This window comes from Microbulbifer sp. MKSA007, from assembly GCA_032615215.1.
GTDB lineage: Bacteria > Pseudomonadota > Gammaproteobacteria > Pseudomonadales > Cellvibrionaceae > Microbulbifer.
On sequence record CP128433.1, the window covers coordinates 45,567 to 63,254 of the forward strand.

The window sequence follows — 17,688 nt, forward strand, 5'->3', positions numbered from 1 at the left end:
TGAACCCCTCCACATCTCTCCCGTAGATAAATTCTCACTATCAGATTTTTTTCCCAAAACTTATAAATTTGTCGCCAAAAGCCACACAAAATTAAAGGCTTAAGCTGAGGATAATAATTTCACGAACGTTATAAAGAAGTACCATTTTGAAACTTTGGTACCAATTTTGGTCAAACTGACTTACCGACTGTGAGAAAGACAGTTTCTAGGCCTATCCGTTAAGCAAATTTATTTTGTTAGTGCGGAGTTTTTCAGGAGTCTCCGGTCTATCGGAATACTGATAGCCGGATTTAAAATATCTCGGAGATATAACAATAATGAAATCATCATTGAAAAGTCTTTTGCAAAAGACGACTCTGGCGAGTGCGTTTTCGTTACTGTGTGCTACCCCTTTCGCTACTCACGCAGCGGACGCGGAAAAAACACTGCTAACCGACCGCATCATCGTAAAGTACAAGGAGAGCGCTAAGGTTGGGAAGGCGGCCACCATGGCCACAGAGACGGTCGAAAAAGCTTCCCGTCGCGCCGGCCACAAGATGCGCCACCTCCGCCGTATGGCCACTGGCGCCCAGGTAATGCGCCTGGAAGGCCGTAAAAGTAGAGCTGAAGTAAACGCGATCATCGATCGCCTGAAACAGGATCCGGATGTGGAATACGCAGAGCCGGACCTGATTATGAAAGCGATGGCCGAGCCCAATGACCCGAGCTATCTCAGCCAGTGGCATTACTACGAGTCCACCGGCGGATTGAACCTGCCCTCAGCTTGGGACGTTACCCAGGGCGATGGCGTAGTGGTTGCCGTACTCGATACCGGTTATCTCCCCCACGCCGATCTGGTAGACAATATCCTGCCAGGCTACGATATGATTTCTGACACTTTCGTCTCCGTAGATGGAGATGGACGTGATGACGATCCCACTGACCCAGGTGATTGGTATGAAGCCGGCACTTGCGACGATACCTCTGAGAGCGATAGCAGCTGGCACGGCACCCATGTAGCAGGCACTATCGCCGGGGTTACTAACAACAACATGGGTATCGCCGGTGTTGCCTACGATGCGAAGATCGTGCCCGTGCGCGTACTTGGACGCTGTGGTGGCTATACCTCGGATATTGCCGACGGAATCATCTGGGGTGCCGGCGGTTCTGTCAGCGGATTACCGAGCAACCAAAACCCAGCCCAAGTATTGAACCTGAGCCTCGGCGGTAGCGGTAGCTGCGACACTACCACGCAAAGTGCTATCGACACTGCGCGCAGCCTCGGCGCTACCGTGGTTGTCGCCGCTGGTAACAGTGGTGCCAACGCAAGCCAATACTCGCCCGCCAGCTGTGATGGGGTTATTACCGTTGCGGCAACTGACCGTACCGGCGGCCGCTCTTATTACTCCAACTATGGCAATGTAGTTGATGTCGCTGCACCCGGTGGCGCACAGAGCTTCGCAAACGATTCCGACGGTATCCTTTCCACCTACAACAACGGCTCTACCGATGCGGGCAGCGATAGCTACTATTACAGCCAGGGTACCAGTATGGCGGCCCCCCATGTCGCCGGCGCAGCTGCGCTGATTTATTCGGTTAACCCCGACGTTACTCCGGATGAAGTTGAGTCGATCCTCACCAGCACTGCTCGCAGCTTCCCCTCTTCTTGCAACAACTGCGGCTCCGGTATTGTGGACGCGGCAGCAGCTGTAGCTATGGCGAGCGGCGACGATAGTGGTAATGGCGACGACGACGATGACGACAGTGGCAGCAATGGTTCAGGTTGGACAGAAACTAACCTTTCTGGCAGCCAGGGCAGCTGGAATGACTTCACTATTGATGTTGAGTCTGGGACTTCCACCCTTACTATAGAGATGTCCGGTGGCTCCGGCGAAGTTGATCTCTACGTGCGCCACGGTAACTATCCTACCCTGCGTCGATATGACTGTCGTCCATACCTCTGGGGTAACGAGGAGAGCTGCACCATTAGCAACCCGGATTCCGGCACCTGGTACATCAGTGTCTATGGGTATGAATCCTACAGCGGTGTGACTTTGGAAGCGGAAGCTAGCGAGTAAATAGCGACCCGTTCAGAGTAAAAAAAGACCGGCATTTGCCGGTCTTTCTATTTATAAACTCCAAAGAAAATCCTATCACGAAGAAAACCATGATTAAACATCGAAAGTCGCACCTAGCCGTGGTACCAATTCGACGTATCGCATGCTCTTGCCAATCTTTTGGTTAGTGCCAATCAGGCACCACTTTTGTAAACCTGAAAGTTAATTACGTCAAAATCCCTTCAGCGAATACTGACTGATTTCAGAATCCATACATCACTGGCATATGCGGCCCAGTAGCCGTGTGGCAGAGTTCAATAGATACGCTATCTAATAATAAAAATATGGGGTTTCTGTGGACCTGCTTACTTTCTCTATTCCATTTTTTCTGACCGCCATGCTTATGGAGTTCGCCCTGGATCGCTGGAAAGGCTGGGGGCTCTACAGGCTGAATGACACTATTGGCAATCTCAGCACGGGGATTCTCAATCGTATTATCGGGCTTACCTATAAAAGCTTATTCCTCGTTATCTATATCCCGCTGTTTACGTTGCTACAACCCTACTATCAATGGGTTGGTTTCAACTGGTCTATCGACAATGTCTGGCACCTGGCCCTGGCGGTTCTCGCATACGACTTCTGCTACTACTGGAAGCACCGTATCTGTCACGAGGTAAACATCTTTTGGGCAGAACACCTGGTGCACCACCAGAGTGAGGACTACAACCTGAGCACAGCATTGCGCCAGTCTTCGGGGGGCTACAGCTGGATTGGATATTTTATCTACCGCTTCTATTGATTGGTTTGCCGGCAGAAATTGTTATTGTCGCCGGCGCAATTGATCTTATTTACCAGTTTTGGGTTCACACACAAAAAATACCCAAGATCCGCTGGTTGGAGTGGTTTGTCATTACCCCCTCGAATCACCGGGTACACCACGCCCAGAACGCTGTCTACGTAGATAAAAACTACGGCGGAATATTAATACTTTGGGATCGCTTATTTGGCACCTACCAGCAGGAACTCGAAACTGAGCCCTGTCTTTACGGTGTGCGTAAGCCCCTGAATACCTTTGATCCTGTAGCAGCCAATTTACAACACTTAAAGCGCATGGCAATTGATGCCTGGCATACGAAAAGCTGGTGGGACAAGTGCACTCTTTGGTTACGCCCCACAGGCTACAGACCCGCAGATGTAGAAAAATCCATGCCAGTAGCCTCTACCGATCTGACAAACTTTAAACGTTTCAACCCTGAAATTAGCCCTGGTTTGCGCAACTACGCATTCGCACAACACCTCTGTTACACCGCCACAACCTTATCTCTCCTCTGGTTCACCAGCGTATTGAGTTTCTGGCAACTTATGGGCTCGGTTATTGCCTTGATTATTTGCCTGGCAATTAATGGAAGGATACTGGATGGTCATCCTATTTCAGGGCGCCTCGAAACTTTGAGACTCGCAGCACTCATCTGCGCTATTCCGCTACTAAACAATACATATGTACCACTCTTCATATCCTACTTGCTCGCAAGCTCTTTGGTATGGTGGTGGTTGGCAACCCGGCGCAAAGAGGATAGAGTCACTTTCGTTAGCGATTAACAACAGGGAGATCCCCTTAATCACAGGTGGTTGGCGGTGATTGAGAAACTCCCGCGAGGCTATCCCGGCCGGGCCCAGGCGCGCAGGTGGTAACGCGCCCTGAATCTCCCAACAGATACCCCCACCCCGGTCGGGGGCTAGCCTTGTCCCTTCATGACACTCTTTCATCTCCAGACGCAAGCTTCGGTTATAATGGGCTCTTTGCTCGCGAACAGGATCAGTTGTGCAAACAGGAACCCTCTACACCGTCTCCGCTCCCTCCGGTGCAGGAAAAACCAGCTTGGTCAAAGCGCTGGTAGACAGCGACAGCCAGGTTACCGTATCGGTTTCCCATACCACTCGTGCCATGCGCCCAGGCGAAACTCACGGCGTTGACTATCACTTTGTCGAGCGAGAAGAATTTTTGGCAATGTTGGAGCGCGATGCTTTTTTTGAGCACGCCCAAGTTTATGGCGATAATTATTACGGCACCGCCAAAGCTGAGATCGAAGAGACTCTTGCCAGTGGTCGCGATGTAATCCTGGAAATCGATTGGCAGGGGGCCGAACAGGTTCGTCGCCTGCGCCCTGATGCAGTGGGTATTTTTATTTTGCCTCCGTCCCAGGAAGCCCTGCGTGAGCGCCTCACCGGACGCGGTCAGGACGATCAAGCGGTCATTGATCGCCGTATGGACCAGGCCATCGACGAAATGACCCATTATGTCGCCGCAGATTACCTGGTAATCAACGATAACTTCGAGCAAGCGTTAACAGAGCTGCGTGCCATTATCGTTGCCCAGCGACAGCGCTTAGAGCTGCAGCAACTGCGCCACGGCGATCTACTTCAGGCACTGTTGCGCCACTGAACCAATTGATCGAATTGCATACATTTCCCGGTCCGGTAAAATAGCCGGTCCCCTGTACAGAATTTGCCTTCGGGCACAGCAAATGGAAACGAAAGTTTATGGCACGTATTACCGTTGAAGATTGCCTTGAGCATGTGGACAACCGCTTCGAGCTCGTTATCGTCGGCAGCAAACGCGCCCGTCAGATCGCTACAGGCGGCAGGGATCCATTGGTTCCCGAAGAAAACGATAAGCCCACGGTAATTGCCCTGCGCGAAATCGAAGAGGGCCTGGTGGATGCCGCCATCCTCGACGAGCCGGAACGCGAAGAGGCACCTGCTCCTATCGTTGCCCCCAACTACCTAACAGATCAGCAAGTCTGATCAGGTCTCTTACTGGGTACTTTTTGTGTTTTACGAGAGGCGCGCGCGGCATTGCACACCATAGATAGTTTGGCCCACCGCCTCTCCTCATACCTTCCTCCCGACCAGATCCAAATCGTCCGCCGCGCCTATTTTTACGCGGAGCAGGCTCACGATGGTCAGCAGCGCCGTTCCGGCGAGCCCTATGTCACCCACCCGCTGGCAGTTGCCACTATTCTCGCGGGCATGCATATGGATCACGAGAGCTTGGCGGCAGCCATGTTGCACGATGTGATCGAGGATACGGGTATCCCCAAGGCAGCTTTGGCCGAGCAGTTTGGTGGAGAGGTTGCCGACCTGGTCGATGGGGTCTCCAAACTAACCCAGTTCGAGACCGACAGCCCTGCAGAAAAGCAGGCGGAAAACTTCCAGAAGATGGCGCTAGCCATGGCCCGCGATATCCGCGTGATTCTGGTCAAACTGGCCGACCGCCTGCACAATATGCGCACTCTTGGTGCACTGAAACCGCAGAAGCGTGCCCGTATTGCCCGCGAGACGCTGGAGATCTACGCACCCATCGCCCACCGACTGGGTATGAACGACGTTCGTATCGAGTTCGAGGATCGCGCTTTTTTTGCCATCTACCCACTACGTGCCAGCCGCTTGCGCGCCGCCCTGGTCGCCGCCCGCGGCAATCGCAAAGAGCTGCTGGAACAGATTCAGAATGCTATAGAACTGCGCTTGCAGCGGGAGGGCATCAGCTCTCTGGTGATTGGTCGGGAAAAGCACCTATTTAGCATCTACCAAAAGATGCGCGCCAAGAAGAAGTCCTTCAAGGAGATAATGGATGTCTACGCTTTCCGCATCATTGTGGACAGTGTGGATACCTGTTACCGGGTTCTCGGTGTTATGCACAGCCTGTACAAACCGGTAATCTCCGAGTTTAAAGATTACGTCGCTATCCCCAAATCCAATGGCTACCAGTCACTGCACACAGTGCTGCTGGGTATGCACGGGGTGCCCATTGAAGTTCAGGTCCGCACCAAGGAAATGGATGAAATGGCCAACAGTGGCATTGCCGCCCACTGGCTGTACAAAGCCTCCGGCGATGAGGTGATCAATACCGGTGGCACCAGCCAGGTGCGCGCACGGCGCTGGGTCCAGGGACTGCTGGAGATGCAGCAGCGCGCCGGCGACTCGTTAGAGTTTATTGAAAACGTAAAAATTGACCTGTTCCCGGATGAAGTTTACGTCTTTACCCCTAAAGGGCAGATCGTTGACCTCCCCGCAGGAGCCACTGCCGTGGACTTCGCCTATTCCGTACACACGGATATCGGCAACTCCTGTGTTGCCGTGCGTATCAATCAGCGCCTGGCCCCTTTGTCCCAACCTCTGGAAAGCGGGCAAAAAGTCGAGATTCTCACGCGCAAAACTGCACAGCCAAACCCTAACTGGCTCAATTTTGTAGTAACCGCCAAAGCGCGCAGTGCTATCCGTCACTTCCTCAAGCACCAGCGTCACCACGATTCCATTACCCTGGGCCGGCGCCTGCTGGAAAAAGCACTCAGTAAGTTCGACACGAGCCTAGACGCGCTATCGCCAGAGCAATTAGAAGCGGGCCTCAAAGAGGCGAAATGCGCAACTTTGGACAAGCTGCTGGAAGAGATAGGTATGGGCAGTAAAGTGGCCTTCTCTGCCGCTAAATTACTCGCGCCCGTCACCAGTGAAGAGACTGAAGCCAGCAATATCTCTTCTCCCTTAACGATCGATGCCCAAGAGGGCATGATGATCAGCTTCGCTCGCTGTTGCCGTCCTATTCCCGGGGATGCCATTATCGGCCATATCAGCTCGGGCAAAGGCGTAGTAGTACACCGCGACACCTGCCGCAATACCGGTGATTTTCGCGAGCACCCAGAAAACATCATGCTGGTGAACTGGTCACCGGATGTGACAGGAGAGTTCCTCGGTGATGTGCGGGTAGAAGTCGAGTCAGAGAGAGGGATTATTGCCCGACTGGCTACTCGTATTACGGAAGAGGGCGCCAGCATCGAGCAGATCAATGTGGATGAGAAGGATGCTCACAACAGCGTGATCTCCCTGACCCTGGAAGTCAGTGGCCGTGTACATTTGGCTCGGGTTATGAAGCGCCTGCGCAACCTCCCTTCTGTCATACGCATCGCCCGCCCTTGAGGAACACAAGGGAATCCCATTGGGAACTGCCATTAGGCTTCAAAGCGCGATATATTTAACCGACTTCTGAAAGCCCCGCAAATAAGTAAGGGATTAATCGGAAGTTCCGTATAGGTCTTCCTTTTCAACAATATTGATAAGTAATGGAGTACCCCATGCCCAATCGAGCCGTTATTAAAACCGACCGGGCACCCGCCGCAGCTGGTACCTATTCCCAGGCAGTAAAAGTGGATAATACTGTTTACCTGTCGGGACAAATCGCTCTGGACCCAGAGACACAACAGATGATTAGCGGAGGTTTTAGCGATGAAGTCCACCAGGTCTTTCGCAACCTCAGCGCAGTCTGTGAGGCCTCTGACGGATCGCTTCAGCATATTGTGAAACTCAATCTCTACATTACCGACAGCAGCAACTTTGCCGCTGTAAATGAGATAATGGCAGAGTTTTTCGAAGAGCCTTATCCCGCCAGGGCAACCGTCGTCGTCAAGGAGTTGCCGCGGGGAGCCCTTTTTGAAGCCGAAGCGATTATGGTGACCTGAGGCAAGAAGTTCTCGCCGATGCTGTGGCAATAATTGAGGAGGGCAGCTCAGCCCTCCGACTCCAACAGAGCGCTATAGCCCACCTTGTAATCTGGATATTTCAATTCGTAACCACTGGACAGCATCAACTGATTGCTGAGCTTTTTCGAGCGGCGCTCGCTCGTTTGCACAATCTCGCGCAGGTGGGCACTGGTATATCCCATCGCTTTTACCAACCACTGTTGTAGCTCGTACATCGGCACAGGCTGGCTATCGGCGCCTATATAAAGGGGCTCCGGGACCCACCCCTGTTTGTGCCTTTCAATAAGGTGCAATAAAAAACCAATACAATCATCGACATGGATGCGATTGCTATATTGCGGTGGCTGGGGAGGAGCGCAGCGACCAGCGCGAACCTGCGACAACAAGCGATCTCGACCAGGCCCATAAATTCCCGCAAAGCGCACAATGCAACTGTTGGGAATTGCGTTGCGAATGATCTCTTCAGCTGCCAGCAAACTATCTCCCTGAAAACCACTGGGCAGGGGTAAGGTTTGCTCATCGATAAAGTCGTCACCGCTTTGGCCATAAACACGAGTAGATGAAACCCAAATAACCAAGCGCGGTGGGGATGGAAGGTGCGGAACAACTTCAGCGACTGCCTTTGCCGTTTCCACATAGGCGCGGTGATAGCCGGTTGGTGTGTGCTCAGTGGGGGTAAATGTCGCGAGAATGACATCCGCCCCCGTAGACAACAAGCGTTCAATATCTTCTTTCTTAGTGGCATCCCCCCGGCGCCAATTCACCACATCTGCCCGGCGCTTACTCGCCAGAGCTACCAGGGGATTGCGCCGCATTCCATAAACCGCGTATTGCTTTCGGTCTATATGCAGTGCCAGTCTCGCCCCGAGGTCACCACACCCAAGGATCCAAAGCTTTTCTTGTTGTGTCATATAGTTCCCGGTGAACAATCTTTGCTGTCCACCTTATTCCCTTGATTCAGTGCTATTCAGTCCTAAGGTGCTGGGGTCATTTGGGCAAATATCAAATTCGGAATGCTTATAGTTCGCCGCCGAGGCTCTCCCCAAAGGCGGACTAGTTGCCACGCCTTTTGAACATGCGATAGATCGCAAGAAAAATTATCGCACCAATCGTAGCCGTTATTATGTCGCCAATTCCGAAACCAGTCACTGGGCCACCGAACCCAATCAAGGCACCCAGCCAGCCTCCAATAAAGGCACCGACAATGCCGATGACCATAGTGACTATCCAACCACCAGGATCTCTCCCGGGCATAATCCACTTTGCCAAAGCGCCGGCAATCAACCCGAGAATGACCCAGGACAGAACTCCCATGACGTATCTCCGTTCGGTGTGCCCCTTACAGATATAGCAAAATTTTGCGCCTCAATCCCACCTGAATTCCCAAAACTAGTAAATTTTCCCAATATTCGCTCTCAGCTTACAGATTGAGACAGGGTATTGGCCAGCGGCGATTATTTATGAATAATTACTATTACTAATGGCCATCTAATTGCCTCGACCATGACTCTCAATGAACTGCGCTATATCGTAACTCTCGCCCAGGAACAGCATTTTGGCCGTGCCGCCGAGCGCTGTTACGTCAGCCAACCGACACTCTCTATCGCGGTAAAGAAACTGGAGAAAGAGCTCGGTGTCGCTCTGTTTGAGCGCTCAAAAACTCGAGTGCAGGCAACCCCATTGGGCGAGAGAATTGTCGCCCAGGCCCAGCTGGTTCTGGAACAATCAGCAGCCATCAAAGACATCGCCAGCGCCGGCAAGGACCAGCTGGCGAGCCCCCTGTCAGTTGGCGCCATCTTTACTATTGGGCCCTACCTGTTCCCACACTTTATTCCCCAACTACAGCATTTGGCACCAGAAATGCCACTCTATGTTGAAGAGGGATATACCGCCACGCTGAGACAGAGGCTACGCAAGGGCGAACTGGATGCCATCATTATCGCGCTCCCCTTTACCGAGCCCGACGTTGTCACCCAACCCCTGTACGACGAGCCATTTGTTGTATTGATGCCCGCAGGCCATCCACTTACAAAGCAGGAGGTTATCTCCCCGGATCAACTCACTGAAGACAATGTGCTTCTGCTGGGTGAGGGCCACTGCTTCCGTGATCAGGTACTGGAAGCTTGTCCGCACCTGCAACTAACCATGGAAAAAGAAGCCGGCGGCGGCAGCATACGCACAGCCGCAGATGGCAGCTCACTGGAAACACTCCGCCATATGGTGGCCTCAGGGCTGGGGATAACCGTATTGCCACTCTCAGCCGCCACCGCATCACAGTACGCCAGTGGCCTGCTGGAGACCCGCCCCTTTACCGCACCGGGCCCACGCCGCACCGTAGCACTGGCCTGGCGGGCAAGCTTCCCCCGACACCGCGCAATCGACATACTGCGAGAGGCCATCAGCCAGTGTCACCTGACCGTGGGATAGATAACAACCTGGCCGAGCTGCCCGTTACCACCCTCAAAGGCGTGGGGGATAAATTTGCTCAGGTGTTGGCCAAACTCCATATCAACTCCCTACAGGATTTGGTTTTCCACTTGCCCCTACGCTACCAGGACCGCACCCGGGTGGTGCCTATTGCCGGCCTCACCGCCGGTATGGATGTGGTAATCGAAGGGGAGGTCAGTGCCGCCGATGTCGTATTCGGCCGCCGCCGCAGCCTGGTGGTCAGATTACAGGATGGCAGCGGCACCTTAACTCTGCGCTTTTTTCATTTTTCTGCCGCACAGAAAAGCCGCTTTGCCCGAGGAACCCGAATACGCTGCTTTGGGGAGGCCCGTCGCGGAGCCAACGGCCTGGAGCTCTACCACCCGGAAACGGAAATCGTCGGTATCGAAAACGCGGAGACCGCAGATACCCTTACGCCGGTTTACCCGCTAACAGAGGGGGTGAGCCAGGCCCGTATGCGAGGATTGGTGGAGCAAGCACTGGTTCTACTGAAAAACGGCGCTGTTACCGAGTTCTTGCCGGCAGAGCTATTACCCAAATCTCTGCGCTACCCCCTCAGGGACGCCTTGCTGTATTTGCACGCCCCTCCTGCTGGCACCCAGCTAGATCAACTGGCAGCAGGTACTCACCCCGCCCAGCAGCGTCTGGCCCTGGAAGAGTTACTGGCACACCATCTGAGCCTGCTGGAGTTGAGGCGCAATAGCGCTAGGGTAGCGGCACCACCTCTGTCCGTTAACCGATCCCTGGAGCGAGACTTTTTGTCGCGTCTGCCATTTTCCCTCACCGGCGCACAGCAGAGAGTTTGCGAGGAAATCGCTGAGGATCTGGCTCAACAAACCCCGATGATGCGCTTATTGCAGGGAGATGTGGGCGCGGGAAAAACCCTGGTCGCCGCTATGGCTGCCCTAAAGGGCATTGGGACCGGTGCTCAAGTAGCAGTCATGGCACCGACAGAAATCCTGGCAGAGCAGCACCGGATCAATTTTTGTAATTGGCTGGAACCTTTGGGTATTGAAGTTGCTCAGCTAACGGGCAGCTTAAAGGCTGCCGAGCGGCGTAAACAGCTGGGCAAGATCGCCAGTGGCGATGCCCAGTTAGTGGTGGGCACCCACGCACTTTTTCAGGAAGAGGTGGCTTTCCACAACCTGGTGTTAGTGATTATCGATGAGCAACACCGCTTTGGCGTACAGCAGCGCCTGGAGCTGCGTGAGAAAGGGGCGGCAAGTGGAGCTACCGGCAGGCTGCAACCCCACCAGCTGATTATGACCGCTACACCGATTCCCCGCACCTTGGCGATGTCCGCCTTCGCTGACCTGGATTGCTCAATCATCGATGAGCTGCCGCCAGGGCGACAACCCATCAACACCGTTGCCATTGCCAATGATCGGCGCGACCAGGTTATGGAACGGGTGCAAAGCGCCATCGCCGAGGGCCGCCAGGCCTACTGGGTTTGCACCCTTATCGAGGAGTCGGAAAGCCTGCAAGCCCAGGCCGCAGAATCCACCGCTGAAGAACTCGCTGAAATGCTCGAAGGCGTTCGCGTGGCCCTGGTACACGGCCGCCTGAAGCCCGAGCAAAAAGAGCAGGTGATGAGCGCCTTCAAGGCCGGGGAAGTGGATTTGCTGGTGGCAACCACGGTCATTGAAGTGGGCGTAGATGTGCCCAATGCCAGCCTGATGATTATCGAAAACCCCGAACGCCTGGGCCTGGCCCAATTGCACCAGTTGCGCGGCAGGGTCGGGCGCGGCTCCATCGCCAGCCACTGTGTGCTGCTGTACGGCACACCGCTATCGCAGAATGGCCGCGCCCGCTTGCAAGCGCTGCGTCAACACAGTGATGGTTTTGCTATTGCAGAGGAAGACCTGCGTCTGCGAGGTCCCGGGGAAATCCTCGGCACCCGCCAGACAGGGGAGATCCAGCACCGCATCGCAGACTTGCAGAGGGATGCTGAGCTGCTGCCGCAAGTGCAAAAAATTGCTATTTCCCCTCAATTGACAGAGGGCATGCGACAACAGTTGATTAAACGCTGGTTACAGAACAAGCCCCGATTTGCCGAGGCTTGAGGAGAGCGCCCTAGTGGGCGCCTACTGTGTTGTTGTCGTTAATGCTGACACTCTTGTAATTGGCATCGTAGTAAGTCTCTTCGTCCAGGGCACCTTCACTCTTCGCCACCACACTACTTACTACCGCATCACCGGTAATATTGACCGCCGTGCGCACCATATCCAACAGGCGATCTACGCCGATCACAATGGCAATCCCCTCGAGTGGCAGACCCACCTGCTGCAATACCATACCCAACATAATCAGGCCGACGCCGGGCACCCCAGCAGTACCAATAGACGCCAGAGTTGCTGTCAGGATCACCGTCAGAAAGCCGGTCAGGCCGATCTCAATTCCAAAGAACTGGGCAATAAAGACCGTAGCCACACCCTGCATAATCGCGGTGCCATCCATATTGATAGTCGCACCTAGGGGAACTGTGAATGCAGCAATTTTATTATCCACACCCAGGCGCTTCTCTACCGTCGACAAAGTCACCGGGATAGTGGCAGCAGAGGAAGCGGTACTGAAGGCAAATAACATGGTCGACCACATTTTCTTCAGTAGCTCTAGGGGATTGAGCCCACTCAGCAGCTTCAGAATCACCGAGTAAGTACCCAATGCATGCAGAAGCAGGGCACAGACCACGACCAGGAAATACTTTCCGAGTTGTATCAAGCCTCCTAACCCAAGACCGGCAAAGGTTTTCGCCAGCAACGCAAAAACGCCATAGGGGGCAAAAACCATCAGTACACCGACCATGCGCAAAACAACGGTATTGAGGTCATTAAAGAAAGCGGCAATACGTTGACCCGGCTCCCCGCAACGAGAGATCGCATAGCCCATCAACAGGGCAAAAACGATAATCTGCAGCATATTTCCCTCAGCCATAGCGGCAACAGGGTTGGTCGGGAATATATTGACCAGTACCTCTGAAAGAGGTGGGGACTCCTTCGGCACAAATGTTGAAGCGGCTTCAGCTGCAGCTTCATTAACACCAACTCCAGGCTGGAAGATTAATGCCAGACACAGTGCCAGAGTAATGGCAATGGCCGTTGTCGCCATATAAAGCAGGACGGTTTTACCCGCCAGCGGCCCAATTCGGCTGCCTTCCGATAGGGCACAGGCGCCACTGATCAGCGAGACCAGAACCAAAGGTACCACCATCAACTTTAGTGACGCGATAAAGATACGGCCGATAACATCGAACAGGCCTTCGGTCAGGTAAAGATTAATAGCACTGTTCACGCCAGCACCGAGCAGCTGGGTCTCATTCAAGGAGTTGATTAACCCCCCAACGGTAATGCCCGCAAACATTCCCACTAAAATTTTGGTCGTAAGCCCCATAACAAGCTTCTCTTTATGAATCGTTGTTTTCATTGCAGTGAGCACTATATCCATTGCCGTGCTGGGGAGCAAAAATGCAACAGGGAGAGACCTGTTGCCACCGACCGGGATACAATGGGGCCTTTATCCAGACTGCGGAGTTATCGTTGCACCAATCACCATTTGTGCCCTCTGGCGATTGGCAGAGTTTGCCTCTTGAAACCCAGCAGCAACCACCCAAAAATCTGGTGCCCTGGCTGACCTATTCCGGATCACTCACCGCCGCTCTCAAGCAGCAAAGTGACGGAGACTTTTATGTTCGCGTGCTGTATCAGGGGTGGCAGACACCCCGCCCTGAAGAATGCCTTGTACTGGGGTTACACAATGGCAACCGGGCCCTGATTCGGGAAGTACTGCTCTACGGCTGCGGACAACCCTGGGTGTACGCCCGCAGCGTTTTACCCGAGCGCAGCCTGCAGGGAAAATCTCGCAATCTGCGCAGCCTGGATACTCGCCCGCTGGGGGAGCTGCTGTTTAGTGAACCGGGTATTCGCAGAGGCGAGATCGCCCTAAATTTACTGCAGCAATCCCCTGGCTGCGCCGATCGTGAACTTGGGGATAGAGATTCTGAAGTCTGGGGTCGCCGCTCGGTATTCTGGCTGCGGGATAAGCCCTTACTGGTGTCGGAGGCTTTTCTTCCCAACTTCACACCGACAGGTGACCCCATAGCGCAAGAAACTGCCAAAACTATCGCAACTGAGGATTCACTGTGATCAGCCAACAGATCTCACAACACTGGCCCACAGCGCTGCCCTACTGGCAATTGGCGAGGATGGACAAGCCCATAGGTTCACTGCTGTTACTCTGGCCCACTTGGTGCGCACTATGGCTAGCCGCTGAGGGATGGCCGGGCTTTCACTTGTTTATCGTATTTACACTTGGGGTGATCCTGATGCGAGCGGCTGGCTGTGCAGTCAATGACTTCGCCGATCGCAAAATTGACGCCCATGTAAAACGCACCGCAGAGCGCCCCCTGGCCACCGGCGCACTGACGCCAAAGTCTGCATTGGCGCTTTTCGCCGGGCTCAGCGCTGCCGCCTTCCTACTGGTACTCACCACCAACACACTCACGATTCTCCTCTCGTTTTTAGCTCTGGCCCTGGCATTCGGTTATCCCTTTGCAAAGCGCCACACACACCTACCCCAGATGGTCCTGGGCGCCGCCTTTAGTATGGGAATCCCCATGTCTTTCGCAGCGGTTACAGGAGAAGTACCAGCAGAGGCCTGGTTGCTCTATACCGCCAACCTGGTTTGGACCCTGTGCTATGACACTTTCTATGCGATGGTGGACCGCGATGACGATCTTCAGATCGGCGTTAAATCCACCGCCATTTTGTTTGGGGAAATGGACAAGGTCATCACCGGAACCTTACAACTTTTAGTTCTAATAGCCCTGCTGCTTATTGGATCAAGGTTCTCACTCGGTATTTTTTACTACTTGGCGCTATTGCCGGTTTGCAGTTTATTCGTTTATCAGCAGTGGCTGATTCGGGACAGAGGGCGAGAGGGCTGTTTTCAGGCTTTTATCAACAATAATTGGGTAGGGTTTGCCATTTTCGCCGGCATATCGCTGCATTTTCTGCTGAATTGAAAGATGAGTGGGCCCCAGAAGTGGAGCGTCATATATTTGTCATATAAATCCCGTTTAATCCTCGGCCATAACTGGGGAAACCCTGACAACAGAGCGGGTATGGCAGGCAAATGCACAGTAAAACGATCCTGATTGTCGATGACGAATCCGCAGTGCGCGATATGCTGCGGGTCGCACTGGAAATGGCAGATTACCGCTGCCTTGAGGCGGAAAACGCCCAGGAAGCTCACGCCCTGATTATCGACGAGAAGCCAGACTTAGTGCTGCTCGACTGGATGCTGCCGGATGTTTCCGGGGTAGAGCTGGCAAGGCGCCTCAAGCGCGATGAACTCACCACCTCGTTGCCAATCATCATGCTCACGGCAAAAGGTGAAGAAGACAATAAAATCAAAGGGTTAGAGACCGGGGCCGACGATTACATCACCAAGCCTTTCTCCCCCCGGGAGCTGGTTGCACGCTTAAAGGCCGTACTGCGCCGCGCGGGCCCGGCAACCCCGGAAGAACCGCTCAGTGCCGGCGCACTGATATTGGACCCACTGAGTCACCGGGTCACTATCAAAGGGCAGCCGGTAGATATGGGGCCAACAGAATTTCGCCTGCTTACCTTCTTCCTCTCCCACCAGGAGCGCGCCTATACACGCACCCAACTCCTCGATCATGTATGGGGTGGGAATGTCTATGTAGAGGAGCGCACCGTGGATGTCCATATTCGCCGTCTGCGCAAAGCCCTGGCCATTGATGGCCACGACCGCTATATCCAGACAGTTCGCGGCACCGGGTATCGGTTTTCTGTGCAAACCGCAGAAAAAGTGTGACAATCCTCTCTGGATCGGTACCGATCCCTGCAGAATCAAACCTCCGCACTTAACGGGTGCGGGCCTGGTTCCATGAGGTATTGAATGTGGGCGGAAGAGGCTGTGCCACTGCCGCCATCTATCAGGCAACACGGCAACTCTATGTTGGATCGCAGTATTGGCGAGTTCTCGCGTTTCGTAATTATCGCCCTGGGGTGCACCATTCTCGGTGTCACCTCCGGCAGCTGGTCTCTCGCCCTGATTGCGGGATTGGCCAGCTACCTAATCTCAGTGCTGTGGCAACAGCAACGTTTCAACCGCTGGCTGGCAAACGGCAGACGCGGCCCAGCCCCAACCGCCTTTGGAATTTGGGGCGAAATCTACGACGACTTTTACCGTATGCAGCGGCGCCACCGCCGCGAGAAGCAGAAGCTGCATGTGATGTTGCGCCGGGTACAGGACAGTACCAGCGCACTGCGCGAGGGCATTGTAGCCCTGGAAGACGGCGATAACCTGGCCTGGTGGAACCCTGCTGCCGGTGAACTGCTCGGGTTACAGGCCAGTGACTCCGGCCAGTCATTAGTCAACTTTGTCCGCGACCCTGGCTTTGTCAGCTATATGCACAGTGACAACAACGGGGAACCCCTCACTCTGCCCGCACCTGGCAATGAAGCCCGCATGTTACAGCTGGAAGTCACCCGCTACGGTAAAGATGAGGCATTGGTCATTGTTCGCGACATCACCCGTTTACACAATCTCGAGCAGATGCGTCGGGATTTTGTCGCCAATGTTTCCCATGAGCTGCGCACCCCCTCACGGTAATTGCCGGCTACCTGGAAACACTGCAAAGCAGTGATATGGCACCACCTCCCTGGAGGAAACCCCTGGCTCAAATGGAGGAGCAGACTGGCCGCATGAGTACGCTGGTCAATGACCTGCTGCTATTGGCTCGCTTGGAGACCTCTGAGCGCAAAAGCGGGGATATGGCTGTGGCAGTGCCAGAACTGATTGAGAGGGTGGCCCAGGAAGCGCGCAGCTTCAGTGGCGATCGGCATCATCATATCGAAGTTGATTGCAAAGGGGATTGCTACCTCAATGGAGACCCCGGCGAATTACACAGTGCTTTTGCCAACTTAGTATTAAATGCAGTGAAATACACCCCCGAAGAGGGCGGAATTCAATTGCGCTGGTGGCAGGATGACAAAGGCGGGCACTTTTCCGTAGAGGACAATGGTATCGGTATTGATTCGATCCATATTCCCCGCCTGACTGAGCGCTTCTATCGAGTTGATCCAGGCCGCTCACGGGACAGTGGCGGCACAGGTCTCGGGTTGGCGATCGTTAAGCATGTGTTGCTGCGACACAATGGAGAAATGAGTGTAGAAAGTACGCCCGGGCAGGGCAGTCTCTTCACCCTTCACTTTCCACCAGCAAAGCTGGCTCAAAAGCCAGCACCCAGATTGAGTTCTGAAGCCGCTAATTAAAGCGGCTTTCAATTACTCCAGTTCCTGCAGTTCTACTTCTTTACCGTCTTTGACATAGCTGGCCGTGCCCTCTTTACCCAGAGCGTTTGCTTCCCGGCGCAAAACCAAATGGTGCAACTGCAAATCCCCATCGCGCAGCAGTAGGTGCTCATTGCCCTCATCATCGGTAGGCAGGGCCTTAGCACCAATGAGGGCATCTCGCAGAGCGCGCAGCTTGGGCACATCGCGATAGCGATTCAAGTCATTCGACAAACGGGCTTTCATGCGCTCACTCTCATGCAGTGCCGCCGCTGTCTCTCGGTATTTGGCAAAAAAGAATACCGCTCCAATGGCAAAAGCCACAATTACCACTATTTCAAACCACTCAGGCAT

18 protein-coding genes are annotated in these 17,688 nt (G+C 53.9%); 14 read left to right on the top strand and 4 right to left on the bottom strand.

The features are described from left to right. Positions 1-317 precede the first annotated feature (317 nt). The 7 genes from QT397_02785 (at position 318) to QT397_02815 (ending at position 7,549) form a co-directional block, all read left to right on the top strand. Positions 318-2,057 (top strand): S8 family peptidase, encoded by a 1,740-nt coding sequence (locus tag QT397_02785; protein WNZ56308.1) that lies wholly within the window; start codon positions 318-320, stop codon positions 2,055-2,057. A 334-nt stretch (positions 2,058-2,391) separates the two neighbouring features. Further along, positions 2,392-2,835 carry a sterol desaturase family protein gene (locus QT397_02790; GenBank protein WNZ56309.1) on the top strand — a complete coding sequence of 148 codons (444 nt, stop codon included), beginning with the start codon at positions 2,392-2,394 and terminating at the stop codon, positions 2,833-2,835. A 5-nt stretch (positions 2,836-2,840) separates the two neighbouring features. After that, positions 2,841-3,635 carry a sterol desaturase family protein gene (locus tag QT397_02795; protein WNZ56310.1) on the top strand — a complete coding sequence of 265 codons (795 nt, stop codon included), beginning with the start codon at positions 2,841-2,843 and terminating at the stop codon, positions 3,633-3,635. Positions 3,636-3,858: 223 nt separating this feature from the next. Beyond that, on the top strand, positions 3,859-4,479 hold the full coding sequence (gmk, locus tag QT397_02800) for a guanylate kinase (GenBank protein ID WNZ56311.1): 621 nt from the start codon (positions 3,859-3,861) through the stop codon (positions 4,477-4,479). A gap of 98 nt (positions 4,480-4,577) precedes the next feature. Next, positions 4,578-4,841, top strand: coding sequence for a DNA-directed RNA polymerase subunit omega (gene rpoZ, locus QT397_02805; GenBank protein ID WNZ56312.1), 264 nt, complete (start codon positions 4,578-4,580; stop codon positions 4,839-4,841). 51 nt (positions 4,842-4,892) lie between these two features. Further along, positions 4,893-7,010: a bifunctional GTP diphosphokinase/guanosine-3',5'-bis pyrophosphate 3'-pyrophosphohydrolase gene (spoT, locus tag QT397_02810; protein WNZ56313.1), complete on the top strand. Its 2,118-nt coding sequence runs from the start codon at positions 4,893-4,895 to the stop codon at positions 7,008-7,010. A gap of 155 nt (positions 7,011-7,165) precedes the next feature. After that, positions 7,166-7,549, top strand: a complete 384-nt coding sequence (locus QT397_02815) for a Rid family detoxifying hydrolase (protein ID WNZ56314.1) — start codon at positions 7,166-7,168, stop codon at positions 7,547-7,549. A gap of 47 nt (positions 7,550-7,596) precedes the next feature. Here QT397_02815 and QT397_02820 read toward each other — a convergent pair whose 3' ends face one another. Together QT397_02820 and QT397_02825 are read right to left on the bottom strand one after the other, a co-directional pair. Continuing rightward, the gene (locus tag QT397_02820; GenBank protein WNZ56315.1) at positions 7,597-8,481 is read right to left on the bottom strand and encodes a sugar nucleotide-binding protein; all 885 of its coding nucleotides are present in this window, start codon (positions 8,479-8,481) and stop codon (positions 7,597-7,599) included. Positions 8,482-8,623: 142 nt separating this feature from the next. Next, on the bottom strand, positions 8,624-8,884 hold the full coding sequence (locus tag QT397_02825; protein WNZ56316.1) for a GlsB/YeaQ/YmgE family stress response membrane protein: 261 nt from the start codon (positions 8,882-8,884) through the stop codon (positions 8,624-8,626). A 189-nt stretch (positions 8,885-9,073) separates the two neighbouring features. Between QT397_02825 and QT397_02830 the strand changes: the two genes are divergently transcribed. Next, a complete protein-coding gene (locus QT397_02830; GenBank protein WNZ56317.1) occupies positions 9,074-9,997 on the top strand; it encodes a hydrogen peroxide-inducible genes activator in 924 nt (307 codons plus the stop codon). After that, on the top strand, positions 9,976-12,081 hold the full coding sequence (gene recG / locus QT397_02835) for an ATP-dependent DNA helicase RecG (protein ID WNZ56318.1): 2,106 nt from the start codon (positions 9,976-9,978) through the stop codon (positions 12,079-12,081). Before QT397_02830 ends, recG begins: the two co-directional genes overlap by 22 nt. A gap of 10 nt (positions 12,082-12,091) precedes the next feature. Here recG and QT397_02840 read toward each other — a convergent pair whose 3' ends face one another. Continuing rightward, a complete protein-coding gene (locus tag QT397_02840) occupies positions 12,092-13,408 on the bottom strand; it encodes a dicarboxylate/amino acid:cation symporter (protein ID WNZ58607.1) in 1,317 nt (438 codons plus the stop codon). A gap of 74 nt (positions 13,409-13,482) precedes the next feature. Between QT397_02840 and QT397_02845 the strand changes: the two genes are divergently transcribed. From QT397_02845 to QT397_02865, 5 genes are all read left to right on the top strand, one after another. Continuing rightward, on the top strand, positions 13,483-14,160 hold the full coding sequence (locus QT397_02845; protein ID WNZ56319.1) for a chorismate lyase: 678 nt from the start codon (positions 13,483-13,485) through the stop codon (positions 14,158-14,160). Then, complete coding sequence (gene ubiA, locus QT397_02850; protein WNZ56320.1) at positions 14,157-15,038, top strand: 4-hydroxybenzoate octaprenyltransferase; 882 nt, start codon at positions 14,157-14,159, stop codon at positions 15,036-15,038. Before QT397_02845 ends, ubiA begins: the two co-directional genes overlap by 4 nt. Positions 15,039-15,148: 110 nt before the next feature. After that, entirely contained in the window at positions 15,149-15,853 is a 705-nt protein-coding gene (phoB, locus tag QT397_02855) for a phosphate regulon transcriptional regulator PhoB (GenBank protein WNZ56321.1), read from the top strand. Between the two features lie 84 nt (positions 15,854-15,937). Beyond that, complete coding sequence (locus QT397_02860) at positions 15,938-16,654, top strand: phosphate regulon sensor protein PhoR (GenBank protein ID WNZ56322.1); 717 nt, start codon at positions 15,938-15,940, stop codon at positions 16,652-16,654. Positions 16,655-16,689: 35 nt separating this feature from the next. Next, entirely contained in the window at positions 16,690-17,316 is a 627-nt protein-coding gene (locus tag QT397_02865) for an ATP-binding protein (protein WNZ56323.1), read from the top strand. Between the two features lie 12 nt (positions 17,317-17,328). Here the strand turns inward: QT397_02865 and QT397_02870 are convergent, their stop codons facing one another. Continuing rightward, the gene (locus QT397_02870) at positions 17,329-17,688 is read right to left on the bottom strand and encodes a hypothetical protein (protein WNZ56324.1); all 360 of its coding nucleotides are present in this window, start codon (positions 17,686-17,688) and stop codon (positions 17,329-17,331) included.